This window comes from Deinococcus sedimenti (genome assembly GCF_014648135.1).
GTDB classification, from domain to species: domain Bacteria; phylum Deinococcota; class Deinococci; order Deinococcales; family Deinococcaceae; genus Deinococcus; species Deinococcus sedimenti.
In genome coordinates this window covers 1192170-1216251 of the sequence record NZ_BMQN01000001.1, presented here as the reverse complement: position 1 = coordinate 1216251, position 24082 = coordinate 1192170, and the positions used below count along the sequence as shown (strand labels likewise).

14 protein-coding genes are annotated in these 24082 nt (G+C 72.2%); 8 read left to right on the top strand and 6 right to left on the bottom strand.

From position 1 onward, the window contains the following. Positions 1-12: 12 nt before the first annotated feature. Positions 13-9885: a translocation/assembly module TamB domain-containing protein gene (locus tag IEY69_RS05990; RefSeq protein WP_229783663.1), complete on the bottom strand. Its 9873-nt coding sequence runs from the start codon at positions 9883-9885 to the stop codon at positions 13-15. A 165-nt stretch (positions 9886-10050) separates the two neighbouring features. Here IEY69_RS05990 and IEY69_RS05985 point away from each other — a divergent pair, with 165 nt between their 5' ends. Next, positions 10051-10314 (top strand): acylphosphatase, encoded by a 264-nt coding sequence (locus IEY69_RS05985; protein ID WP_189072160.1) that lies wholly within the window; start codon positions 10051-10053, stop codon positions 10312-10314. 273 nt (positions 10315-10587) lie between these two features. Here IEY69_RS05985 and IEY69_RS05980 read toward each other — a convergent pair whose 3' ends face one another. Then, positions 10588-12003, bottom strand: coding sequence for a WGR domain-containing protein (locus IEY69_RS05980; RefSeq protein ID WP_189072159.1), 1416 nt, complete (start codon positions 12001-12003; stop codon positions 10588-10590). A gap of 139 nt (positions 12004-12142) precedes the next feature. Between IEY69_RS05980 and IEY69_RS05975 the strand changes: the two genes are divergently transcribed. Together IEY69_RS05975 and IEY69_RS05970 are read left to right on the top strand one after the other, a co-directional pair. Further along, the gene (locus IEY69_RS05975; protein WP_189072158.1) at positions 12143-12769 is read left to right on the top strand and encodes a helix-turn-helix domain-containing protein; all 627 of its coding nucleotides are present in this window, start codon (positions 12143-12145) and stop codon (positions 12767-12769) included. A gap of 93 nt (positions 12770-12862) precedes the next feature. Then, the gene (locus IEY69_RS05970) at positions 12863-13048 is read left to right on the top strand and encodes a hypothetical protein (protein WP_189072157.1); all 186 of its coding nucleotides are present in this window, start codon (positions 12863-12865) and stop codon (positions 13046-13048) included. Here IEY69_RS05970 and IEY69_RS05965 read toward each other — a convergent pair. Then, positions 13026-13595, bottom strand: coding sequence for a P-loop nucleotide/nucleoside kinase family protein (locus IEY69_RS05965; RefSeq protein WP_189072156.1), 570 nt, complete (start codon positions 13593-13595; stop codon positions 13026-13028). The two genes, IEY69_RS05970 and IEY69_RS05965, sit on opposite strands and share 23 nt — an antisense overlap. A 108-nt stretch (positions 13596-13703) precedes the next feature. Then, a complete protein-coding gene (locus tag IEY69_RS05960; protein WP_046842788.1) occupies positions 13704-14141 on the bottom strand; it encodes an OsmC family protein in 438 nt (145 codons plus the stop codon). Between the two features lie 172 nt (positions 14142-14313). On the opposite strand from IEY69_RS05960, the gene IEY69_RS05955 reads away from it, so the two are divergent. From IEY69_RS05955 to IEY69_RS05935, 5 genes are all read left to right on the top strand, one after another. Continuing rightward, complete coding sequence (locus tag IEY69_RS05955) at positions 14314-15252, top strand: ABC transporter substrate-binding protein (RefSeq protein WP_189072155.1); 939 nt, start codon at positions 14314-14316, stop codon at positions 15250-15252. 123 nt (positions 15253-15375) lie between these two features. Further along, positions 15376-17457 (top strand): S9 family peptidase, encoded by a 2082-nt coding sequence (locus IEY69_RS05950; protein ID WP_189072154.1) that lies wholly within the window; start codon positions 15376-15378, stop codon positions 17455-17457. Then, entirely contained in the window at positions 17454-18245 is a 792-nt protein-coding gene (locus IEY69_RS05945; RefSeq protein WP_229783662.1) for an alpha/beta fold hydrolase, read from the top strand. Before IEY69_RS05950 ends, IEY69_RS05945 begins: the two co-directional genes overlap by 4 nt. A 101-nt stretch (positions 18246-18346) precedes the next feature. Beyond that, on the top strand, positions 18347-19174 hold the full coding sequence (locus IEY69_RS05940; protein ID WP_189072153.1) for an alpha/beta hydrolase: 828 nt from the start codon (positions 18347-18349) through the stop codon (positions 19172-19174). Positions 19175-19257: 83 nt separating this feature from the next. After that, a complete protein-coding gene (locus IEY69_RS05935) occupies positions 19258-20061 on the top strand; it encodes a M12 family metallopeptidase (protein ID WP_189072152.1) in 804 nt (267 codons plus the stop codon). 226 nt (positions 20062-20287) lie between these two features. On the opposite strand, the gene IEY69_RS05930 is transcribed toward IEY69_RS05935, so the two are convergent. Beyond that, the gene (locus tag IEY69_RS05930; protein WP_189072151.1) at positions 20288-22606 is read right to left on the bottom strand and encodes a PAS domain S-box protein; all 2319 of its coding nucleotides are present in this window, start codon (positions 22604-22606) and stop codon (positions 20288-20290) included. Further along, a complete protein-coding gene (locus IEY69_RS05925) occupies positions 22603-24006 on the bottom strand; it encodes a diguanylate cyclase (RefSeq protein WP_189072150.1) in 1404 nt (467 codons plus the stop codon). The genes IEY69_RS05930 and IEY69_RS05925 overlap by 4 nt, the downstream gene beginning before the upstream one ends. Positions 24007-24082: the final 76 nt, after the last annotated feature.

Below are 24082 nucleotides of genomic sequence, written 5' to 3'. Positions count from 1 at the left end.
GGCCGGCGGGGCCTACCGGCCGAACAGGTAGCGGATACCGAAGCGGAACACCGCGCCGCGCTCGCCGTTCTCCACCCCGAAGTTCACGTTCGTCCGGTCGTTCACGTTGTACCCGACGCTGAAGGTGGGCCGCACCGACTGCAGGTTCAGGCCCTTGAGAGGCGTGCTGACCTTGAACGTGAAGCGGCTGTCGGGCGCAGTGTACTCCGCGTTGATCAGGCCCTCGCCGTTCAGGTCCACCTGGTACTGCAGATACAGGTCACGGGTCAGGTACGACCCGAGCGTGATGGTCGCGCCCAGCGTGCCGTTCTCGACGCTCAGCTGCGGCGTCAGGCGGAACACGTCCAGCCCGAACGCGTTGGCGATCGTGCGTTCGAACTCGCCCAGCACGAAGACGTTCAGCGCGGTCTGCAGCGCACTGGAGCCCAGCGCGCCCAGGTTGCTGGGCAGCGCGGTCAGGTTCGGGACCCCGGTGGCGACCAGGGCGTACAGTTCGGGTTCGCCGTACGGCAGGCCCGTGTCGGGATCGGCGCAGCTGCTGCCCTCGGCCGTGCAGCGCAGCGTGGTGTTCAGGTCCAGCACGGTGGCGCCGTTCCCGCGCGTGACGAACTCGCCGCCGATATCCAGCGTCACCGGGACCCGTTGCCGGGTCGTGACGGCCGTGACCGTGCCGTTGGCCACCAGCTCGAACTTCGGGTAGAGGTTGTCGCCGCTGAACGTCACGGAACTCGACTGGATGGCGAACTCGTTTTCCCGCAGGTACACGAAGCCGCGCTGAGAGCGGATGTTGCCCGTCAGGCGCGGTCGGTCGCCGGTCCCGGCCAGCATCAGGTTGCCCGTGAATTCGGCCCGCACGAGGTTCTCGTCGATGCGGATGCCGTTCGTGGCGCTGATGGGAATGTCCTCGAACACCAGCCGTTCCAGGAAGGGCCGCGCGGCGCGCACGGCCGCCTCGCCCTCCTGCGGGAAGGTCGTGAACTGCTCGGGCAGCGGACTGACGAAGTTGTCGGTGGTGCGCCCGGTGGTGGGATCGGTGCTGCTCTGCCCCGGGGCGGGAATGGTCGTGGGGGCGTTCACGCGGCCCAGCACCAGCCGCGCGAAGTCGGCCGCGCCGGTCACTCGGATGACGCTGCCGTCGTCCACGGCGCGCAGGTCGGCGTTCAGGGCGCTCTCACGGCCGTAGATCGCGGCGAGCGGCAGGTTGTAGTTCCGCGCCGACAGATTCAGGTCCCAGCGGGGCGACAGGGTGCCGGTCAGGCTCAGGCTGCCCGCCCCGCTGGCGGCCGTGGTGCTACGGCTCTGCGCGTCCACCGTCCAGCGGCCGTCCGGCTGCTGCGCGAGGGTGGCCGTGGTGTTCGGCAGGGCGCCCAGCGCCTGCGGCGCCAGCAGGCCCGTGAAGGTCGCGCGGGTGCCGCTCAGGCGGCCCAGCGTCAGCTGCCCGGCCAGGGTGACGGCGCCGTCGGTGCCGACCGTGCCGCCGGTCAGGACCCGGCCGCCCGCCGTGAACGCCCCGCTGTCCGGCAGGTCCCCGGCGAACTGCGGGACGCGCAGGCTCAGGCCCGCGACGCTGCCCTGCAGGTTCTCGGCGCGGATCAGGCCGCGGGGGCGGTCGTACGTTCCGGCCGCCGAGACGGTCAGGCTGCCCTTCAGGCTGGGCTGCAGGTCCGCCAGTCCCGGTACCAGCCGCAGGACGGGCGTGAAGGTGGTGTTCGTGAACTGGGCGCTCAGGTTCACGTTCTCGCGGGTGTACTGCCCGCGCACGTCCCAGGTCCCGGCGCCGCCCAGCTGGATATTCACGCCGCGCAGTTCCCGCGCCGCGAAGTCCAGCGTGCCGCTGCCCGTCAGGGTCTCGGTCACGGCGTCCGTGCCGGTGCCGCTCGTGGCGCTCACGCGGATGCGTTCGGCGACCACGTTCAGCGTTCCGGCGGGCGGGTCGGCCAGCGGGAAGCGGAAGCGGGCCACGCCGGTCACCAGTCCCTCGCCGGGCGCCTCGCCCGTGAACGCCCCGACCAGCGCGCCCACCGGCAGGCCCCGCAGGTTCCCCTGTCCGAATACGTCGCCGCTGCCCAGGCCGGCCGTGAAGTCCGACTCGCCCAGGAAGCCGCGGATGCGCCAGTCGGTGCCGACCTGCGTGCCTTCCAGGCGGGCGGGCAGCGTCTTCGGGCCGACCATCAGCTGATCGGCGCGCAGCACGAACGTGCCGCCCCCGTCGCGCAGGCTGGCCTGCCCGCTCACGCGGCCGGACAGGGCGGGTGCCACCTTCAGGTCACGGATCTCCAGTTCGTCCAGCGTGGCGCGCAGCGCGTACCCGTCGCCGGTGGGCCGCACGGCCAGCAGGCCTTCCAGCGCCGGGATGAGGTCGGCGACGCCGCCGGACGCGTCCACGTCGACCGTCCCGGTGCGGTTCCCGCCGACCAGCGCGGCCGTGAAGGTCTGCCCGGCCAGCCGCACCGTGCCGTTCAGGGCGACCGACTGCCCGGCGAGTTCCAGCGGGTAGGCCGTGGCGCCCAGCGTGCCGGTCAGGCCACCCATGTCGGCGCGGACGTTCACGTCCAGCGTACCGGCGCCCTGGGTCAGGCGGCCGGTTACGCTCCCGGTCCAGAACGCGTCGCCCTGCGCGGCGCGCAGCGTCAGCGTTCCGGCATTCAGGGCGGCCGTCAGGTTCACCTCCGGGCGGCCGCCGCGCAGGATGACGTCGCCGTCCAGGCTGCCGCGCAGGGCGACGCCCAGGTACGGCGCGGCGTACGGGGTGTCCAGTTCCCGCACCTGCAGCGCTACGCGACCCGAGCTGGTGTCGGTGTTCACGGTGCCGCTGGCGGTCAGCAGGCCCGACAGGCCCGTGATGCCCAGGCGGCCCAGGTTCAGACCCGGGAGGTTCGCGGCCAGCTGGCCCGCCTGCCAGCGGAGCGTGCCGTCCACCAGCCCGTCGGAGACGTTCAGGTCGGCGGCGTTCAGGCTGGCCGTGCCGCTGGCCCGCCACTCGCCGCGCCGCACGGACAGCTGCGCCTGCGGGTCGGTCAGGGTGCCGCCTGCCGTGACGGTCAGGGCACCCTCGGGGCGGGACAGGCTGGCGGTGCCCAGCAGCGCCCACGTGCCGCGCGCATCCGGGCGGGCTTCGAGGACGCCGCTGCCCTGCGCCTGCGGGCCGTCCACGAGACGCACCTGCACGCTGCGGGCGCTGGCGACGATGCGTGCGCCCGCGCCGAGCAGTCCGGCCTCGCCCTGCGCCAGCGGGGAGGCCAGCGGGCCGCTCAGGCGCAGCGTCAGCGGCTGCGTGAGCAACCCGGCGGGTCCGCCGGTCACGCGCGCGGTGCCGCGCCAGCCGCCCAGCCGGTCCGCCGTGACATCCAGCGCGGCGCGCAGCGCCTGCGGCCCGCTGAGATTCCCGCGCAGGGTCAGCGCCTGCGCGCGGTACGTGGCCTGCACCCGGCCCGCCAGGGGGCCGCTCGCGTCCACCGTCAGGTCCGCGCTGCCGTCCAGGGCGGCCGCGCCACTGACCTCCAGGGCGCTGCCCGCGACCCGGGCCGACAGGCGGTCCAGCTGCACGCGGGTGCCGTTCAGGGTGGCCACCGCGCGGCCCGCCTGACTCAGCGTGCCGGTCAGGCCACCCGGCGTGCCGCTGAAGTTTCCGGTCAGGTCGGCCAGCGTCACCCCGGCGAGGGTCGCGCCGCGCGTGACGACCGTGCCGGCCACGGTGGGGGAGACCAGCGTGCCGCCCACGCTGGCGGTCAGGGTCGCGTCGCCCGTGCCGCCCGCCAGGGGAAGCGGCGTGACGGTCACCCGTCCGGCCAGGGCAGGAATCAGGTTCGGCCCCGGCGTGAGGGTGACGGTTCCCGCGCCGAGGCGACCGGCGGTCAGGGCGTACCCGCCGCGGCCATCTCCGGTGAGGCGGACGGGGTCGGGCAGGCCCGGCACCGCCGCGTTCACGGTGCCGCTCAGGCGCGGCCAGACGCCATTCAGGTCCAGGGTGGCGCGCGTGTCGCCGCTGGCGACCGTGCCGTACAGCCGCGCGCGGAGGGTTCCGGCGGCGAGGTTCAGGTCACTGGCCTCGGCGTACACGGTGCCGCTGGCCGCGCCGCGCAGGGTGGCGCGGGCGTTCAGGCGCGGGTCGCTGACCCGACCCGACGCGTTCACCAGCGCCTCGACCTGCGGGGTGGTCAGGGTCACCTGCCCGGCGACGGTCGGGTCGGCGGCGCGGCCCCCGAAGGTCAGGTCCGCGCCCAGGCGCCCGTCCCCCAGCGAGGCGGTGGTCAGGTAGTCGGTGCTCAGGTCACGCACCGTGAGGCGCAGCCCGCCCGGCAGCGCGCCCTGGGCACGCAGCACGCCGTCACGCAGGCTGCCGCTCAGGTCGGCGCTCAGCACGTCCGAACGCGGGTCGAAGGCGGCCCGCCCGTACAGGCTGAACGGCCCGGCCTGCGCCTGCTCACCCTTCACGGCGAGATTCTGGGCGTTCAGGGCCTCCAGGCCACCCGAGAGGGTCCCGGCGGCAGTCAGGGTGCCCGCCACGGTCAGGGCGTCCACGTCCAGCCCGGCGGGCAGCAGGCGCGCGGCCCGCAGGCCGTCCACCCGCAGTGACGCGGCGTAGCGGCCCCCGTCCAGCGTGGCGAGGCCGCTGGTGCGCGCGCCCGTCAGCTGAACGCGGGCGTTCCCGGCGGCGTAGCGGGCACTCAGGTCACCGCTCAGGTCACCCTGCGCGTCCTGCACGGCGCCACTGAACGAGGCGTTCAGGGCATTCCAGTCCGGGCCGCCCAGCGTGGCGGCGCCACTCACGCGCACCTGGTCGGCGCGGCCCCACAGGGCGCCCACGTCGAAACTGGCGAGGTTCAGGGTGCCGCCGGGCCGCAGGGGCAGACTGGCGGGCAGGCGGCCGGTCAGGCGCGCCTCGCGCAGCCCGCTGCCCAGGGTGGCCGCGACCGTCAGCTCGCCCGCCGGGGTGCCGTCCAGCAGGGCGTCCAGCGGACCGCCCGGCACGTCCCCCACGGCGCGCAGCGCTCCGCTGAAGCCCGTGCGGGCGTTCCAGCCGATCGGGCCGCGCAGACGAACGTCGGTGTCCGCGTTCACGACCGACGCATTCAGATTCAGGGCGGCGCGTTGCAGGCCGCCCAGCGCGCCGGTGCCCAGCTGGCCGCGCACCTCGCCCGTCAGGGCCGCGCCCGTGAAGGCCGCGCGGTACGTGCCGCCCAGCAGGCGGGCCGTGACGCGCGTTCCGGCGGCGCGCAGGCCCGACGGACCGCTGGCGAGGACGCCCTGCACGTTCACGTCCGGCCGGACGGGGGTGCCGCGCACCTGCGCGGTGAACGTGCCGGGCAGGCCCTGCGTGAGGGTCGCCCGCGCACTCAGGTTCAGCTGCGGGAAGACCGGGCCGCTGGCCCGCACGGTGCCCTGCGGCAGTTCGGCGGTCGCGCCGTCTAGGCGCAGCACGCCGCCCGCGTAGCGTGCCGGGGCGCGGAAGGTCACGCCGCCCACCTCGCCCTGCGCGGTCAGGCGCGCGTCGGCCACGGTGCCGCCCAGCGTGACGGTCGCCCGCCCGGCCTGACCCAGCAGGGGGCGCAGATCGGCGGCGCTGGCCGAACCGTCCAGGGTCCAGTCATCCAGGCTGCCGCCGCGCCGCTGCGAGGCGGTCACGTTCAGCGCCGCGCCCGCCACGCTGCCGCCCACGGTGACGCGGGCGGCGCCACCGGTCAGGGCCGCGCCGGTCGCGGTGACGTCCACCGTCTTCCCGGCATACGCGCCGGCCACCCGCAGGGTCAGGGTGTCCTGCGCCTGCGGTCCCGCGCGGCCCGTCAGGGTGGCGCGCAGGTTCTCGAAGGTCAGCGCGGCGTTCGCCTGCGGGAACAGCGGCCCGCGCACGCTCAGTGCCTGCCCGCCCAGGGTGCTGCTGAGGTTCGCGCTCAGCTGCCCACGGGACAGGCTCAGGCTGCCGCGCGCCGTCTGACCGGCTGCCTGCACGTTCACGTCCGCGCGGCCGTTGGCGCGGGTGAAATCCAGGTCCGGCACGCTGAAGTTCAGGCCGATCCGGCCGCGCGCGCCGTCCAGCACCGGGCCCAGCACCCGCGCGTCCAGCAGGGCGCCGCGCACGGTCAGTCCGGCGTCACTGAACGCCACCGGAATCCGCGACCCCGGGTGCGTGAGGGTGCCCTGCACCGACACGCCGTCCTGCCAGCGGGCGCGGGCGTTCAGGCGCAGCGGGTCGCCCAGGTAGCGGGTGCCGCTCGTGAACACCGTGGCGCTGGTGGGGCTGAGGGCCACCTCCAGCCGCCCGGGAACAAGCGCGGCGCGCACGTTCGCCGGGAGGTCCGCCGTGAACGGCGCGAGACCGGTGCTCAGCGTGCCGCCCAGCGCGGGCAGCAGCGACACCCGCCCGGTCAGCGGTCCCGAGGGCAGGGCCAGCAGGGTCGCCGTGCCCTGCCCCGCCAGCTGCACGGTCCCCGGGCGGGTGTCCGGCCCGGTGATCAGCGCGTAGCGCAGGCCCAGCGCCCCGGCCCAGGTGCCGCCCACGTACGTCAGGCCGCCGACGGTGGCGCGCGCGCCGGTCAGCGAGCCGCGCAGCGGGAACGACTGCCCCGGCACCTGAACGGCGGTCGGCCCCACCTCGAACCTCTGCGGTTTCACGGTCAGGGTGCCGCGCAGATCGGCGACGCTGCCCCCGGCCGACGCCGTGAAGTACGGGCCGGTGACGCGCACGTTCAGGTTCTCCAGCGTGGCGGGCAGCGTGACCCGCCCGGTCGCCGTGATGTCCTGCCCGGCCAGGGACCCGGTGACGCGCAGCGCCCCCTGGTCGGCCTGCACCAGGAAGGGCCCGGCGTCCAGGCGGCCGTTCAGCACGCCGCCGCGCGCGCTCAGGGTCCCGGCGAGGCGCTGGCCGCCCAGCGTCAGGCCGCGGGCGGTCAGGGTCAGGTTGTCGAAGCCCGCGAGGTTCACGTCCGCCCGGCCGCCCTGCGCGTCCCGCACGGCGATCTGCCCGCGAGGTTCCAGTCCGGTGCCCTGCACGTTCCCGTCCACGAACAGCCCATTGCCGAGGGGGCCGCTCACGTTCACGTCGTACCGGCCGCTGGGCAGCGAGGCGGTGCCCTCGGCGCGCAGGCCCTCGCCGTCCGTGACGAGCAGGTTCAGGCCGTTCCATGGACCGGCGACGGCCAGGGTGTACTGGTCCAGCACGCCCCGCGCGTCCACGCGACCCCGGAAGGCCCCGGCGGGTCCGGGCGCCCAGGACGCGCGGCCCTGCACGCGACCGTCCTGCCCGAAGGCAGTGAGGGCCTGCGCGCCGCTGACCTGCACCAGACCGCTGCGGGCGTCGTACGCGGCGCGCAGCTCGCCCCAGGTGCCGCTGACGCGCAGGGCGGGCGTCAGGGTGCCCCGGAGGTTCACCGCCTGCGCGGGCAGCGTCACGCCTCCGAACGACAGCACGCCGGTTCGTCCCGTGACTGCGGCGTTCAGCGCGCCGTACGGACCGTTCACGGCGAGATTCAGGGTCTGGCCCTGCGCCTGCACGGTGCCGGTGGCCTGCACGTCCGGAAAGACCCGCCCGGCGATCCGCGCGTCGGCGCGGCCCGCGCCCGTGCCTGCCGTGACCCGCAGGTCCGCCGCGATGGGCGTTCCGGCGCGGTCCTGCCGGGTCAGGGTGCCGCGAATCGCGGCGCCGCCCGCCTGCGCGTTCACGCGGGCCGAGCCCCCCCGGCCCGCGAGGTTCAGGTCCAGGGTGCCGCCCAGGTCCAGGCCCGGCAGGAGGGGCCGCAGCGCGCCCAGGTTCACGCGGCCGCTCGCGGTGAGGTTCTCGCCGTCCAGTACGCCGCGGGCCGTGTCGCCTCGCGTGGTGAGCGTGAAGCGGACGCCGTCGTCCAGCGTCACGTTGCCGCGGATGTCGGCGCCCGCCACGCGCGCCTGCACGCGGTACGGGGCGCGCAGGTCCGCGTCCGCCAGGACCGTCACGCCGTTCGACTCGCCCCGCAGATTCGCGCTGGTGCCGCGCGCCAGGGCCGTCACGGTCACGCCCGGGCCCACGGCCCGCAGCGACCCGAACGCCTTCAGGGTGTTCGTGACCGTCAGGTCCCCCGTGACCTTGAGGCCCCCCGCGACCGCGAGGTTCCGGGCGCGCAGGCCGAACGCGTCGCCCGCCCAGGTCACGCGCTGAGCACCCGCCGTGAAGGTCCCCCGCTGCTCGACGTAGTTCAGGTCCAGCGGGCCGCTCAGCGGCTGGGGCAGGCCGGGCACGGCCGCGCTCAGGGTGCCCGTCACGTCCCCGCCGGTCAGGTCGATGTGGCCGCCGCCATTCAGCGTCAGGCCACTGCCCGACAGGCCGCGGGCGGCCCAGGTGCCCCGGAAGTCCCGGTCCACGGTCAGGCGGGCCGCGCCCAGATCCACGCGCAGACCCCGGCGGTCCAGGGCCGCGCTGCCCGAGAGGCCGGTGAAGGGTCCCGCCTGCGCGTCTGTGATGCGCGCACGCAGGTCCTCGGGCGTGCCGCTCAGGGCCACGCGGGCCCCGGCGGCGCCGAACGTGGGGTTCAGCACGGCACTCAGCCGCGTGTCATTCAGCCCGAAGGTGCCGCGCAGGGGGCCACCCAGGGCCTGACCGCCAAAGGACAGCCGGTTGTTCGCGTCAATCCGGCCCTCGACATCCAGGGGTTTCTGGGCCAGTACGCCCGCCACGGTCAGGCGACCCTCCCGCCCGATCGCCCAGCGGCCCTCCACCTTCTGCGCCGAGCCGCCCAGCGCCGTGTCGGCCCGGAAGGCCAGGTCGTTCGTCTGCCCGGCGGTGTTGCCGTCCTCGTTCAGGAAGGTGTACTCGGCGTTCGCGTCAGTGAAGCCCACCCCGGCCACCGTGCCGGTTCCCTGCGCGTACCCCTTCACGCGGACGGTGCTCCAGCCGCCCGCCGTGACCCGCAGTTTCAGCGCGCCGTCACCCGTGGTGCCCAGCGCCTGCGCCAGCCCCGCCACGGTGGGCGTGGCGTCCGCCGTCACGGACCAGTTCTGCGCCTTCAGGTCCACCCCACCGGTCGCGATGACCGGTCCGTCCCAGCCGCGACCCGTGAGGTTCAGGCGGATGTCGTCACCCCGGTGGGTGGCCGCGCCCTGGATGCCGGTCACGGTCACGAACTTCGCCTCCGGCACGCGCAGGGCCGCGTCCGTGACCTTCAGGTCACCCACAACAGGGCCGTCGCCCAGCACGTACCGCCCGGTGATGCGGCCCGCCGTCACGCCCGGCCAGTAGTGGTTCAGCACCCGCGCGTCCACGTCCAGATTCACCGTGAACACGTTCGCCCCGGCCTTCTCGGTGACCAGCACGTCGGCATTCAGGTCCCCGTCCCGCGTCGCTCCCTTCACGGACAGTGCGCCCGCGCGGCCTGGCGTGACCGTGAACCGCCCGTCGGGCACGTTGAACCCCGTTCCGTCCACATTCACCCGGGTGCGCTGCACGTCCAGGTTCCCCAGCACGACCTTCCAGCCGTCGCCCCCGCCCCCGCCGCCGCTGGCGCCGCCGAACAGGTCCAGCAGGTTCAGGTTCAGCGCGGCGTCGGACGCCTGCACGTTCAGGCGCACGGTGCGGGTCAGCGGGTTCACGCTGGCGACCGTCACGCCCACCTTCCCCGCCTCGCCCGTCAGGCCCGGCAGGTCCAGCCGCACGCCCGAGAGGCTCGGCGACCACAGAGGCCCGCTGACCCGGTCGGCACTCACGCCTGCGGGCGTTCCGAACTGCGCCAGCAGCGCGCCCCCCAGCAGGGTCGGGAGCAGCGCCAGCACGAGCAGCACCGCCCCGAGGACGGCCAGCACCCACAGCCAGGCGCGGCTGCGGCGCCCGCGTGGCGTGGGTTCGGGCGCGTTCCCGCCGGGGACTGCTGGCGTCACCTCGGGCGTGGCGTCCTGATCGCCGGGGCGTCCGTCCGTCACGCCTCCACCCGGTCCGGCGTTGCCCGGTCCTTCCACTGTCCACACGCTCCTGGCCGCATTCCCCGCATTCTACGCAGCGCAGCGTGAATGCCGCACCCACGCCATCCTCATGCAACCGTCAGAATGCCACGCTTCCCGCGCGGGAAAGCCGCTACCATGCGGCCCATGCGCCTGACTGCCCTCATCACCGGGACCGTGCAGGGCGTCGGCTACCGACGCTACGTGCAGCGGCACGCCCGCGACCTCGGCCTCGCCGGGTACGCCGAGAACCTCAGCGACGGCCGAGTCGAGATCGTCGCCGAGGGCCACCAGGACGACCTGGCCCGCCTCCTGCACTGGCTGCGGCGCGGCCCGCCCCACGCCCGCATTCACGACGTTCAGACGCAGCAGAGCGAGGCGACCGGCCTGAACGACTTCCACCTGTACTGACCGCAGAGGCCCGAAGCAACGACGGTGTCCCACGGCGCCTCCGGGCCATGCGGAACAGGGGAGAGGGCGCGACCGTCAGTCGGTCGCGCCCTCTCCCGGCGACGCCTCAGGTGCTCACAGCGGTTTCCAGTTCCACCCAGGGGCCAAGGGCACGCCCCAGGGCTCCACGTCCAACCGCTGTCCTTCTCAGGTGCTCGCTCTGCGGCGCAGCTCTTCGAGTCCGCTCGATTCAGAGGTGTTGAAGAAGCCCTTCAATCCCTCTGGATTCTGCTGTCAGCCGACGCGGCGGATGTCACCCACCACGCGGTAGAAGCCTCCGGCGTCCAGCAGGTCGTCCACGAGGTACGTGGCGCCGTCCACGCGGAGGTTGCGGGGGAACTGCACGTTCCACGCGTGGAAACGCGGGTCGGTGGGCCGGACGCGCAGGCGCGTGCCGTCCCGTTCGCACACGAGGCGTACGCCGCCGCCCGTGTCGGCGGTGACGGCCAGATCGGCCAGCGGTGCGCTGGAGTGCGCGGCAGCGGCGAGTTTCACGTCCCTCGGGGCGGGCGCCTCGCCGCGCTGCGCGGCCTGGATGGCCTCCGCGCTGGCGTCCAGGGCGGCCAGGGTGCCGCGTGTGGTCACGAGGTACAGGCGCCCGGCGGCGTACTGCATGCTGAGCGCCCCGCCCACGCCGCTGCCCAGCTTCCAGAGGCGTTCGCCGGTACGCGTGAAGCAGTACACGGCGCTGCCGCTGTCCCCGGCGAACACGTACTCCCCGCCGGGACTGGTGGCGCAGGACAGCACGGCGGCGTCGCAGGCGTAGTCCTGCACGTGCTCGCCTGCCTTCGTGAAGCGCTGGATGAGGTTCTGGGTGGTGCCCGCGTACAGGTCGTCGCCGTCCTGCCAGCCGAACAGCACGCCGCCCCGTGTCTTCGCCTGCCACAGCGGGAGGCCGCTGGTGCGGTCGTACATGCCCACGCCCGCCGAGTGGCCGTAGTACACGCCGCGGTCGTCCACGCGGACCATCCAGCCCATGCTGCCGCCGGTGCTGACGTTCGCCCACTGCTGGTCGCTCTCGGCGTCGAAGGCGAACACGTTGCCGCTGGCGTCGCTGGCAGCCAGGGTGCCGGCGTGAATGTCCAGCCACAGCAGCGCGGCGCTGCCCTCGACCTCGTACGCCACGAAGGGCAGCTTGCCGCTCAGGTCGTACACGTTCCCGTCGTCGCAGCCTGCGAAGGTCCAGCGGTCGTCGCGCACGAGGCATTTCACGCCGTCGGGGAGGGTGAAGGAGCGGTGCACCTCGCCGTCGGGGCTCAGGGCGTGGACCTGCCCGGCCTCGTTGCCCACCCAGATCTGCTGGTCGTCCGCGAAGATGCCGAACGCGGTGGAGTTCGTGTCGAACTTCCACAGCAGCGGCGCGCCCCGGCGGGTGGTGGTGCGGGTCTCGGTGAAGGTGCGGCGCACGACCTCGCGTTTCTGCCGGACGCCCTGCACGGCGTCCTCGTAGCCCTTGCGGCGCTTCTCCCTGAGTTTCTTGTCCGCCTCCGCCTGGGCCTTCTCGGGGCTGGGGAGGGTCTTGCGCTGGGTCTGGCCGTCGGTGCCGATGCGGCCGTACCGGACCGTCAGGTCGGCGCCGTCCACGGTCACCTCGTAGAACTTGTGCTCGGCTCCGTTCGGATCTGAATATTCCAGATATGTTACAGACATAATTCTATTGTAGCTGACCTCACGTTGAACTGGCAAGCCGACCCCACTGCGTCGGAGGCGGCCCCCCAGCTCGCCTTTGCCCGGCAGAATTTCAGAACATCGACTTTCAACTGAAATTCGGCCGCCGCACAATGCCGATATGACCACCGACCACCAAGCACCCCACGACACGATGCCGGTCGTCACGCCCGCCCAGGCCGAGGCCCTGATGGACTTCACGTACGGCGCCCGCCTCCTCGAACAATTCCTGACGCCCGCCACCGCCAGCGGCGCCGCCCACGCCCTGAACGAACCCGCCAACCGCGTCACGTACCACGTCCGCAAACTTCTCGAATGCGGTCTGCTGCGCGTCGCCGGACACCACGGCAAACGCGTGAAGTACATCGCCGCCGCCCACACCTTCCACATCCCACGCGCCCTGGTCCCGCTCGACGACCCCCTGACCATCATCGGCCCGGCCATGCGCGAGATCACCACCACCTACGCCCACGCCATTCTCGACTGGCAGACCCGCCAGGGGTACCCCGACACCGGGGACGATCTCACCATCCACCTGGGCCGCGGCGGGCCCGACCCCCGCACCAACCCCGGCGCGTTCGCGCCCGCCATGCGCCTGCGCAGCGTGCAGCTCAGCCCTCAGCAGTACCGCGCCGCGCAGGACGCCCTGAACGCCATCCTCGACCGCCTGGAAACCGAGGAGACCGACGTGAGCCGCACGAGCACCTTCGTCCTCATGAACTTCAGAGGCCAGCTGCACCTGAACTGACCCCACCCCGTCCACACCAGGCCGCCCACGCCACCCCCGACCGCCCCCGCGGACGGCGGGACACCCCCTCATACCCCAACGCGAGGTTCCACCATGTTCCACGAACCCCACCAGCACGCCCTTGACCGCCAGGCACAGCTCATTCAGGAAGCGCAGGACGCGCACCGCGCCCGCGCCGCCCAGCACGACCGCCCCCGCCGCTGGACATTCAGGTGGCGACTGCAGACGATCACGCTGCGGCTACCGGTCCTCGCGGTCACGGCAGGTCCCCTTCGCTGACTGCTCCGGCGAACGCCACGATCCGCCGCGCGGCCTCCAGCGGGTCCAGGTGCGACGTGTCCAGCACCAGCGCGTCCGCCGGGGGCGGGAGCGTCCCGGCCCGGTCGAGCAATTCCCGCAGCTGCGCCGGGTCACGCAACTTCAGGCGCTCGCGCCGCTCCGGGAGTCCCATCCGCCGCTCCAGTTCCGGCAGCGGACATTCAAGCCACACCGGGACGAACGGTACACCCCGCTCCGCCGCCAGTTCCCGCAGGCGCGCCACGTTCGCCCACTCCCGGTCCTCCGCGGTCAGATAGTTCGTGAAGATGTGTGCCAGCGTCGGGGGCGCGTGCAGGGTCGCCGCCCTCACCGCACGCCTCACCTCGAAACACAGCGCCCACACGTCATCACTGACCGGCTCGTGTCCCGACACCCCAGCCGCCAGGAACACCGGGTCGTTCGTCAGGTGATTGTCCAGCAGCGCCGCGCCCGTCAGCGCCGACAGTGCCTTCCCGACCGTGCGTTTGCCGCTGCCGGGCGCCCCGACCAGGTAGTACAGGTGACTCATGCGCGCCAGCCTGCCACGTGGCGCGCCCGCGCACATGCGTCCATTGGCCAGCCGCCATGACAACGGCGCCCCGACCCCCGTGGTCTGGGCGCCGCAGGAACGGACACCTTATTCGAGGATGGCTTCGTGGGTGATCTCGACGTTGCCCTGCATGACGCGGCTCATGGGGCACATGTCGGCGGCCTGCTTCACGTGCTCCTCGAAGTCGGCCTGATCGCTGCCCGTGACCTTGCCGCGCACGACGAGTTTCATGGCGCTGACCTTGAAGCCCGCGCCGTCCTTGACCATCTCGCAGGTGGCCTGCGTATCCAGGGACTCGACCGTGTGGCCGTGGTTGGCGAGCAGCGCGCTGAGCTGCATGGTGAAGCATCCGGCGTGCGCGCTGGCGAGGAGTTCTTCGGGGTTGGTGCCCTTGCCGTTCTCGAAGCGGGTGCCGAACGAGTACTGCGCGCCGTCCAGAACGCCGCTCTCGGTGCTGACGGTGCCCTTGCCGTGTTTGAGGTCGCCTTCCCAGTGGGCCATTGCCTTGCGTGCGATGTCTGCCATACGGCCCAGTCTGCGCGGTCGGGCGGTGGGGTCGGCACAGGTGCGGTTGAGCGGAACTTCATGGTTGGGTCACCCCCACGGAGAATCCTGACCTTGCAACTCGGATTTAAGTCTGGCACAATCCCCACATCAGCGCGGCCGTCCCCACGGACCCCGGCGCACAAGGACCCCCATGCCCAAACGAACCACCCTCCTGACCCTCACCGCTGTCCTGGTCAGCGCCGCCCTGACCGCCAGCGCCGCCACGTATCCCCAGACCGTCACGCACGCCGCCGGAACGACCACCATCCCCCGGCAGCCGCTGCGGGTCGTGGCCCTCGGCCCGCACGCGCTGGACCTGCTGCTGTCCATCGGCGTGCAGCCCGTCGGCTACGGCGAGGCCTCCACGTTCCTGAAAACCCCGGCGTTCGGTTCGCCCATCCGCGACATCAAGTACCTGGGCAGCCGCGTGACCAGCGCGCCCGTGAACGTCGGCGACCGCTTCAACCCGAACCTCGAGATCCTGACGTCCCTGCGCCCGGACCTGATCGTCGGCGAGACGTACGCCGCGAACGTGTACCCGCAGCTCAGCCGCATCGCGCCCACGCTGCTGATGGACGGCATCGACCGGAACGCGTGGCAGAAGACGCTACCCACCCTGGCCCGCGCCCTGAACCGCGACGCTGCCTACCGCGCCGCGCTGACCACCTACAACAAGGGTGTGCAGGCCACCCGTGCGCAGCTGACCGCGTTCGGCAGAAAGCGCGTGCTGGTCGTCTGGACGGCCGGAGGCGACGCCCGCAACACCTTCACGATCAGCGGCAGCGACGACTGGACCGGCGGCCTGCTGCGCGACGTGGGCCTGAACGTCATCGACGGCCAGAAGAAGGACGCCGTGGTCAGCGTGGAGGGGCTCGCGGCCCTGAACCCGGATGCCGTGATCGTCCTGGCCGCCGGGACCAGCACGCCCACCCGCGCCCGCGCCGAGTGGACTGCCGGGGCGATCACCAGCCGCCTGCGCGCCAGTCAGGCCGGGCAGGTGTACTTCTTCGACTACCACCTGTTCCGCCGCATCCGCGGCCCGATCGCCGCGCAACTCGTCGAACGGCAACTCGTCAAGGCGCTGCGCTGAAGGTTAAGGCACTGCGCTGCTGACCCGGCCTGAGCGGGACCAGGGCGTCCCGTCCGACCGGCCTACGGTCAGGTCCGGCACCTGCGGCGCGGCCACCCGGATCTGCCGGGTATGCTCCGGGGTATGACCTCTGCACCTCGCGCTGCCCGCAAGGGCGTCCTGCACGATATTCACGGCATTCAGCGTCCCGACGACTACCACTGGCTGAAAACCCAGGGCAGGGCCGACCCCGAGGTACTGGCGTACCTGAACGCCGAGAACGCGCACCTGGACGCCGTGATGGCCCCGCTGCGGGACACGCAGGCGGCGATCTACCGCGAGCTGCTGTCGCACGTGCAGGAGCAGGACGACCAGCCGGAGGTCGTGCGCGGCGCGTACGCGTACTTCCAGCGGACCCTGGAGGGGCAGGCGCACGCGATCATCATGCGCCGTCCCCTGGCGGGCGGCCCGGAGGAGACGCTGCTGGACCTGAACGCCCTGAAGGTCCGCGAGGGCCTGGAGAACGTGTGGGTGTACCGCGCGGTGCCCAGCCCGGACGGGCGGCTGTGGGCGTACCTGCTCGACACGACCGGGCAGGAGGTCTTCCAGCTGCGCGTGCTGGACACCGCCAGCGGCGAACTGGCCGAGGCCCCGTTGACCGGCCTGAGCGGCTGGGTGCTGGACTGGAACGCGTCGGGCACCGCGCTGTACTACGCGACCGACGACGCCACGCAGCGCCCGGACAGCATCTGGCGGCACATGCTGGGGCAGCCCCAGGCGCAGGACGAGCGGCTGCTGCACGAACCGGACGCGACCTTCCGCGTGGCCGCCCTGACGACCGAGGACGGCGGCACGCTGCGGCTGGTCAGCCAGAGCAACATGGCGCAGGAGTGGTGGGTGCTGGACACCGCGCAGGAGGGCGCGCAGCCCACGCTGCTCCTCGCGCGTGAACGCGGCACCGAGGCCCCGGTCCTGACCGACGCCGGGGATCACTGGCTGGCCCTCACGAACCACGGCGGGGCCGAGGAATTCAAACTCGTGCGCTTCCCGAAACGCGCGGGCACGCTGGACTGGGCCGACGCGCAGGATGTCCTCCCGTACGACCCGGCGCGCCACCTGACCGGCCTGCTCCTCTTCCGCCATCACCTGCTGCTGTCCGGGCGAGAGGGGGGCTTCACGCGCCTGTGGGTGCTGGCCCGCACGCCCGGCGGGTACGGTCCGGCCCGCCGCGTCGAGTTCCCCGAGGACAGCGTCACCGTCCGCATCGGCGCGAACCACGTCTTCGACACGGGCAGCGCGCGGATCGTGTTCACCAGCCTCACCCGGCCTGTAGAACACCTGGACCTCAATCTGGACAGTCTGGACACCACGCTCGTGAAGGCCACGCCAGTCCCGAACTACGATGCCAGCATGTACGTCAGTGAGCAGACTTGGATCACCGCGCCCGACGGCGAGCGCGTCCCCGTGAGCCTGCTGCGCCGCCGGGACACGGCGCTGCCCGCGCCGACGCTGCTGTATGGCTACGGCAGTTACGGCTTCAGCATGGACCCCGCGTTCTCCATCGCGCGCCTGCCGCTGGTGGACCGGGGCTGGATGTACGCCATCGCGCACGTCCGGGGCGGGTCCGAACTGGGCCGCCGCTGGTACGACGCCGGGCGACTGGCGCACAAGATGAACACCTTCACCGACTTCGTCGCCGCCGGGGAGGCCCTGAAGGCGGACGGCACCGCGCGCGAACTGGTCGCCATGGGCCGCAGCGCGGGCGGCCTGCTGATAGGCGCGGCGCTGAACCTGCGCCCCGACCTGTGGACCGCCGTGTTCCCCGGCGTGCCGTTCGTGGACGTGCTGAGCACCATGCTCGACGACAGCATCCCGCTGACCACGAACGAGTACGACGAGTGGGGCAACCCCAACCACGAAGAGCAGTACGCCGTGATGGCCGCGTACAGCCCCTACGACAACCTGAAGGCCGCTCGCTACCCGCACTTGTTCATCAGCACCGGCCTGAACGACCCGCGCGTCGCGTACTGGGAACCCGCCAAGTTCGCTGCCCGTGTGCGCGACCTCGCGCAGCCCGGCAGCGGCACGGTCGTCCTGAAGACCATCATGGGCGCCGGGCACGGGGGGTCCAGCAGCCGCTACGAGTACCTCAACGAGATCGCCGAGGAGTACGCCTACGCGCTGGCCGCCGTGGCGGGCACCCTCCCCACCCCGGACGCCCCGTGATCATCCCCGCCGCCGACGGCACCCCCCTGTTCGTGCAGCAGGCGGGCGATGGGCACCCCCTGATCCTCCTGCACGGGCTGGGCAGCCACGGCGGCTGGCTGGACGCCGACCTGCACCACCTCGCCGGAACGCGGCGCGTGATCGCCCTCGACAGCCGCGGGCACGGCCGCTCGGGCCGCCCCGCGAGCTACACGCTGGCCGACCACGTCAGCGACGTGCTGACCGTCATGGACGCCCTGGGCGTCCCGCAGGCAGACGTGATGGGCACCAGCATGGGCAGCTACGTCGCGCAGGCCCTCGCCACCACGCACCCGGATCGCGTCTCGCGGCTGATCCTGGTCGTCCCGAAGGCCAGCGGACAGACCAGCGGCACCGCCATCCTGATGGCGCAGCACGAGGAAGAAATGCGTGGCCTGACCCCGCAGGAGGTCCAGGCGTTCCTGCTGGATCGCATGTTCGCCCCCGGCACCCCGCAGGCCATCCGGGACGAGGTCGCCCGCCGCACCGCCGACGACCACGCGACCGGACTGGCCCAGACACCGGAACAGGCCGACGCCGCCCGCCGCGCCCTGGAACGCTTCGACTTCCGCCCCGGCCTGCCGCGCGTCACCGCCCCCACCCTGATCCTCAGCGGCGCGCATGACCCCCTCAACCCACCCCCCGCCGGAGCGGAGATCGCCGCCCTGATCCCCCACGCCCGGCAGGAGGTCCTCGCGCACAGCGGGCACTTCCCCGCGCTGGAGGAGACGGGGTGGTACCGCGCGCTGGTGGACGACTTTCTGGAGTAGGCAGTGGGGTGTGGGATGTGGGGGGCTTGACGGGGGCGGTCGGGTCGCGCGCACGCTGTTGCCCATCACCCATCACCCATCACCCCCGTTAGACTCAGTTCATGCAAAACGAAGCGTGGACGGTACCGGGCGCGCCGGTCGAGGGATATCTGTGGCGGGCGGCCAGCCCGAAGGCGGCGCTGCTGCTCTCGCACGGGTTCGGGGAGTACGCGGGGCGTTACGTCGAGCGGTACCACCGACTGATCCCCACGCTGGTGGACGCCGGGATCAACGTGTACGCCTTCGATCAGCGCAGCCACGGGAAATCGCCGGGGCGGCAGGCGGTCGCGGACATGAACGTGCTCGTCGAGGATCACCTGAAGGCCCGCGAGGCCCTGCGGGCGCAGACGCTGCCGGTGTTCGCGCTGGGACACTCCATGGGCGGACTGGTCACGGCGGCCAGCGCGGCCCGCGACCCGCGCGGCCTGACCGGCGTGATCCTCTCCAGCCCGGCGCTGCTGGTGGGGGAGAAGGAGCCGGCCTGGCTCAAGCGGCTGGCGCCACTGGTTGCGCGGGTCGCGCCGGGCCTGAAGACCAGTGACCTGGGCACCGGCGGCCTGTCGCGCCTGCCCGACGAGGTCGCTGCGTACGAGGCCGACCCGGTCATGTACCACGGGAACGTCCCGGCCCTGACCGGCGCGACCATGCTGGGCCTCAGCGGGCGCCTGTGGCCCGAGTACGCCCGCTGGACGCTGCCCACCCTGACCCTGCACGGCACCGCCGACAGGATCACCGATCCGCGCGGCAGCCAGCGCTTCCACGATACGATCACGTCCACCGACAAGACGCTGCACACCGTCGAGGGCGGCTACCACGAACTCCTGAACGACGAACCGCGCGAGGAGGTGCGGCAGGTGATCCTCGACTGGCTGCGCGCCCGCACAAGTTGACGCGGCGGGGTGACGAAGCCCTTTACTTTTCATCTGATCTTCATTAGTCTCCGTGAGCACACCACACAACGGAGGTTTCACCCATGCGCGTCGCATCGTCCCTGATCGTCCTGTCCGTCATCCTCGCTGCCTGCAGCCCGTCCTCCACCCCCGACGCCCGCGTGACCCCCGAGAAGGCCCCCGCGACCCTGATCATGCCCGACGGTACCGAGCAGCAGGTCATGGGCTTCAAGCAGGACGGCTACCTGATGCTCGAGGACGACATCATCCTCGCGGACCTCAGCAGCGCCAAGGTCGGCAAGGAGGGCACGTACGTCGTGGATACCCGGTACCGCTGGACGGGCCGGACCATTCCGTACACCTTCGCCGCGAACGTCCCCCAGGCGATCCGTGACCGCGTGGCGGCCGCCGCCTCCGCGATCCGCTCGACCACGAACGTCGTCGTGACCCCCCGCACCAGCACCACGCAGCGCAACTACGTGGAGATCACGTACAACACCGGCACCAGCTGCGCGTCCAGCCTGGGCATGGTGGGCGGCAAGCAGACCATCACCCTGGCCGACCGCTGCACGACCGGCTCGATCATTCACGAGTTCGGGCACGCCATGGGCCTGTTCCACGAGCAGACCCGCCCCGACCGCGACAAGTCCGTGACGATCATCTGGGCGAACATCCCCGCCGACTGGCAGAGCCAGTACCAGATCCGCAGCGGCAGCGCCGGGTACGGCGCGTACGACTTCGACTCGATCATGCACTACCCCGCGTTCTTCGACGGGAAGATCGCCATCCAGCCGCTGAACAGCAGCATCGACCTGAACCGCATGGGTCAGCGCAACGGGTTCTCCACGACCGACAAGAGCACCATCAACGCCATGTACCCCCGCTGAACCCACCTGCCGGGGCGGCCGTCCTTCACGGGGCGGCCGCCCCGCACGCTGCAGGTCGGCACCACCAGCGCGGGCAGGACAAGTGATGGGGGTTGAGAGACAACCTCCATCCCTCTGAAGCGAGCGAACTCGCAGAGCCGCGCAGCAGAGTGGGCACCTGAACAGGACCGCGGGGGGAAGTCGAACCCTGGGACGCGGGGTTGGCCCCGGTGACGGCCACCCCCGGTCAGGTCGTGGCGGCGGTCTCCAGGGCTGGGGCCGCCCCGGGCGGACGGGCCGGAAAGGTCACCGTGAAGCAGGTTCCCGCGCCGGACGTCTGCACCTGAATTTCCCCGCCGAAATGACCGGTGATGATGTCATGAATGATCGACAGGCCCAGCCCGGTGCCCTGCCCGACGGGCTTGGTGGTGAACATCGGTTCGAAGATGCGCGGCAGGACGTCCTCGGGAATGCCGCTGCCGGTGTCCTGCACCCGCATCACGGCGCTGCCGTCGTCCAGCGCCTCGAAACTGACCGTCACGGTCGAGCCCGGCGCGCACGCGTGAAGGGCGTTCACGACCAGATTCGTCACGATCTGCGTCAGTCGCCCCGGTTCCCCGTGCAGCCGCACCGGCAGACGCGGCTGTTCCAGCAGCAGGTCGACCTTCGCGGCTCGCGCCTCGTGCGCCAGCATGGACAGGGTGTTTTCCGTGTGTTTCACCGCGTCGAACGCCACGCGCTCCGTGATGGTGTCGCGCGTGTGCCCGCGGATCTTGCGGATGAAATCCCCGATCCGGGTCAGGTTCCGCTGCGCGGCCTCCACCGCGCGGTTCAGTTCTGCCGCGATCTCCAGGTGGTCGGCGTCCGTGACCTGTGCGTGCCCGACCGAATCCCGGTACTCCTGCACGAGCCGCGCCGCGTCGTGCAGTTCGGTCATGGTGGCCGCCAGGGGCGTGTTGATCTCGTGCGCCAGTCCGGCCGTCAGGCGTCCCAGGCCCGCCAGTTTCTCACTGGCGACCAGCCGCGCCTGACTGGCCTCCAGCGCCTCCGCCGCCGCCCGCCGCTCGGAGATGTCCCGCTCGACGCACAGCATCATTTCCCGCCCCCGGATGGTCACCAGGGCCAGATTGATCTCCACGGGGTACACGTGACCGTCGCGGTGCAGGTGTTCGGCCTCGAACTGCAGCCGCCCGGCTGCCCGCACCCGCTCGCGGAACGCGTCGTTCGCCTTCGCGTCGGCCAGCAGCGCCGCGCCGTTCGGCATGGACCGGTACGTGCTCTGTCCGATCAGTTCGTCCCGCTGGTACCCGCGCATGGCGGCCGCCACGTCGTTGCACTCGACGATCTCCATCGCGCCCGCGAACTCCACGAGCAGGATCGCCTCCGGGGACGCTGAGAACAGCGTCTCGAAGGTCTGCTGGGTCTCCAGGCGTTCCTGGTCGGCGTGCACCCGCTCGGTCACGTCACGGGAATTCATGACGATGCCCTGAATGGACGGGTCGTCCAGCTGATTGGTGGCCACCCACTCCAGGTGCCGGAACTCGCCGTTGCAGCAGATGAATCGGCTGGTCATGCGCGCCGTCGCGCCGGACCCGCCGAACACGGCGCGCCCGAATTCTCGCTGGATCGCCTCGTGGTCGTCCGGGTGCAGGTGATCCAGCGCGTTGCGGCCCACCGCTTCCTCGCTGTCGTACCCCAGCACCGCCTCCACCGCCGGACTGGCATACAGGATCGTGCCACTGGGGTGCAGGACCGTGATCAGATCGGAACTGTGCTGCACCAGGGCCCGGAAGCGGCGCTCACTGGCCTCCGAATCCCGCCGGGCCTGCACCTGCGAGGTCACGTCGCGCATCATGACGAACGCGGTGTCGCCCTCGTCGTTCAGGCGGTCGGCGCTGAGCGTCACCTCGCGCACCTCACGCCCACTGTCCAGCCACTGCGCCGGCCACTCCTGCACCGGCCCGGCCTGCAGGGCCGCCCAGAACTGCGCGGCGGCCTCCGGGTCCGCCCACAGGGTGTCCGTGCCGGGCGCGCCGGGCCGCAGCGAGGTGCGCAGGCCCGCCACCGCCCGGAAGGCGTTGTTGCTGCGCTGCACCCGCCCCGAGTCGGCGGCGATCACGGCCAGACCGACCGGACTGCCGTTGAACAGCCGCGCGAACTGATCGAGGGCCGTGCGCAGCGCCGTCTCGTTGTCCCGCTCGCTGGTGATGTCCAGCATCATCCCGCCCAGCGCCGTGAGCTGCGTCCCGTCGTACACCGGCGTGATCAGGTCCCGCACCCACACGACCTGACCGGCGGTGTCGAATAGCCGGTACTCCAGCGTGAACGGTTCGCCCTGCCGGATGCCGCCCTCCAGGGCCTCCTGCACCCACGTCCGGTCCTCCGGATGCAGCCGCGACTCCCAGAACGCGGGTTCGGCCGTCCACTGCTCGGGCGTGAACCCCACGATGTCCGACAGGCGCTCGGAGATGAACGTCGTGCGGTGCGTGGCCGGGTCCGCCTGCCACACCGCGCCCTGCATCAGCGCGGCCAGCCGCCCGAGCGCCGCGTCCTCGGCCGCCTTCATCCGTCCGCCCGGACCGGCAGGTCCACCACGCGGTTGCGCCCCCCGGATTTCGCGCGGTACAGCGCCTCGTCCGCTCGGGCCAGCATGTCCTGCGGCGTCGGGCCGCTGTTCCCCCCAGGGTCGGTCGTGACGCCCATGCTGGCCGTGACGTTCACCGCGCCGTCCGCCCAGGGGACCCTCAGGTCCATCATGTGCTGCCGCAGCCGGTCCGCCAGGCGGAAGGCACCCGCCGCGTCCGTGTGGGGCAGTAGGACGGCCAGTTCCTCACCGCCGTAGCGGGCGGCCACGTCGGTCAGGCGCAACTGCTCCCGCAGCAGCGCGCCCAGCGCCCGCAGCACCGCGTCCCCCGCCAGGTGCCCGTACGTGTCGTTCACCCGCTTGAAGTGATCCACGTCGATCAGCACGACGCTCGTGGGATGCCCGTGCCGCGCGCCGAGGTGCAGCGCCTCGTCCAGCCGCGACAGCCACGCCCGGCGGTTCATCAGGCCCGTGAGTTCATCCGTGGTGGCCAGTTCGAACAGCTGGACGTTCTGAATGGCCACGGCCGCCTGCGCGGCGAACACCTCCAGCAGCGTCAGGTCGAGCTGCTGGTCGCGCGACGCGCTGTCCACGAGCACCACGCCCACGTTCCGGTCCCCGACATTCAGCGGCAGGGCGATGTAGGGCGTGTGGCAGGCGCGTCCGCTGGTGGCCGCGTGCAGGACCGTGGACTGCTCGGTCCCGTTCAGGTTGTGCCACGCCTGCCCCTCGAAGCGGCCGGTGGCGACCCGCACGTCGAACGGTTGCGCTTGGGGGTGGGGGACCGCCACGAAGCCGTTCGCGCCGTCGGTCAGGGCGTCCTCGCTGACGGCCACGCAGGCGCCCGAGAAGCCCAGAATGCCCTGCAGCTGAAGCAGGATGCCGCGCAGCAGGCCGTCCAGCGACTGGATCCGGTGCAGCTGCGGGGCCGCCTGCAGGATGTAGTTCAGGCCGTCGCGGGAGGCGCTGATGGCCCGCACGTGCCGGTGCGCTTTCAGGGCCGCGTCCACCCACACGAGCAGCTTGTCGGGCCCTTCGGACTTGTCGTGGTAGCCCTGGATGTCCAGGTCGCGCAGCAAGGTGCGGGGCGGCTGTTCGGACGCGTACCCGGTCTGCAGCACCACCTGCGTGCTGTGACCGCGCTGCCGCAGTTCCCGCACCACGTCCTCGCCGTTCATGCCCGGCATGAAGTAGTCGAGGAGGATCAGGTGAATGTCGTTCGCGGCCACGAGCGCCAGCGCTTCCTCGCCGCCCTCGGCGGACAGGGTGGTGTGTCCGCAGTTCTGGAGGAGGCGGCTGACGGTGGCCCTCAGTTCGGCGTCGTCGTCCACGACGAGCACCGTGTGGCCCGAGGGGGCCACCTGCTGACTCAGGCGCGCCATGACCGGCGGCCCCGTTCAGAAAGTTCTGGACACATGGCCTACTCTACCGGCCCGACTCTTCCCGGAGTCTTGCAGA

Coding starts and splice junctions, on each gene's coding strand:
- IEY69_RS05930 (WP_189072151.1), bottom strand. CDS start 22,606: ATGAAGGCGGCCGAGGACGCGGCGCTCGGGCGGCTGGCCGCGCTGATG.
- IEY69_RS05960 (WP_046842788.1), bottom strand. CDS start 14,141: ATGGCAGACATCGCACGCAAGGCAATGGCCCACTGGGAAGGCGACCTC.
- IEY69_RS05985 (WP_189072160.1), top strand. CDS start 10,051: ATGCGCCTGACTGCCCTCATCACCGGGACCGTGCAGGGCGTCGGCTAC.
- IEY69_RS05965 (WP_189072156.1), bottom strand. CDS start 13,595: ATGAGTCACCTGTACTACCTGGTCGGGGCGCCCGGCAGCGGCAAACGC.
- IEY69_RS05940 (WP_189072153.1), top strand. CDS start 18,347: ATGCAAAACGAAGCGTGGACGGTACCGGGCGCGCCGGTCGAGGGATAT.
- IEY69_RS05970 (WP_189072157.1), top strand. CDS start 12,863: ATGTTCCACGAACCCCACCAGCACGCCCTTGACCGCCAGGCACAGCTC.
- IEY69_RS05975 (WP_189072158.1), top strand. CDS start 12,143: ATGACCACCGACCACCAAGCACCCCACGACACGATGCCGGTCGTCACG.
- IEY69_RS05980 (WP_189072159.1), bottom strand. CDS start 12,003: ATGTCTGTAACATATCTGGAATATTCAGATCCGAACGGAGCCGAGCAC.
- IEY69_RS05955 (WP_189072155.1), top strand. CDS start 14,314: ATGCCCAAACGAACCACCCTCCTGACCCTCACCGCTGTCCTGGTCAGC.
- IEY69_RS05925 (WP_189072150.1), bottom strand. CDS start 24,006: ATGGCGCGCCTGAGTCAGCAGGTGGCCCCCTCGGGCCACACGGTGCTC.
- IEY69_RS05935 (WP_189072152.1), top strand. CDS start 19,258: ATGCGCGTCGCATCGTCCCTGATCGTCCTGTCCGTCATCCTCGCTGCC.
- IEY69_RS05950 (WP_189072154.1), top strand. CDS start 15,376: ATGACCTCTGCACCTCGCGCTGCCCGCAAGGGCGTCCTGCACGATATT.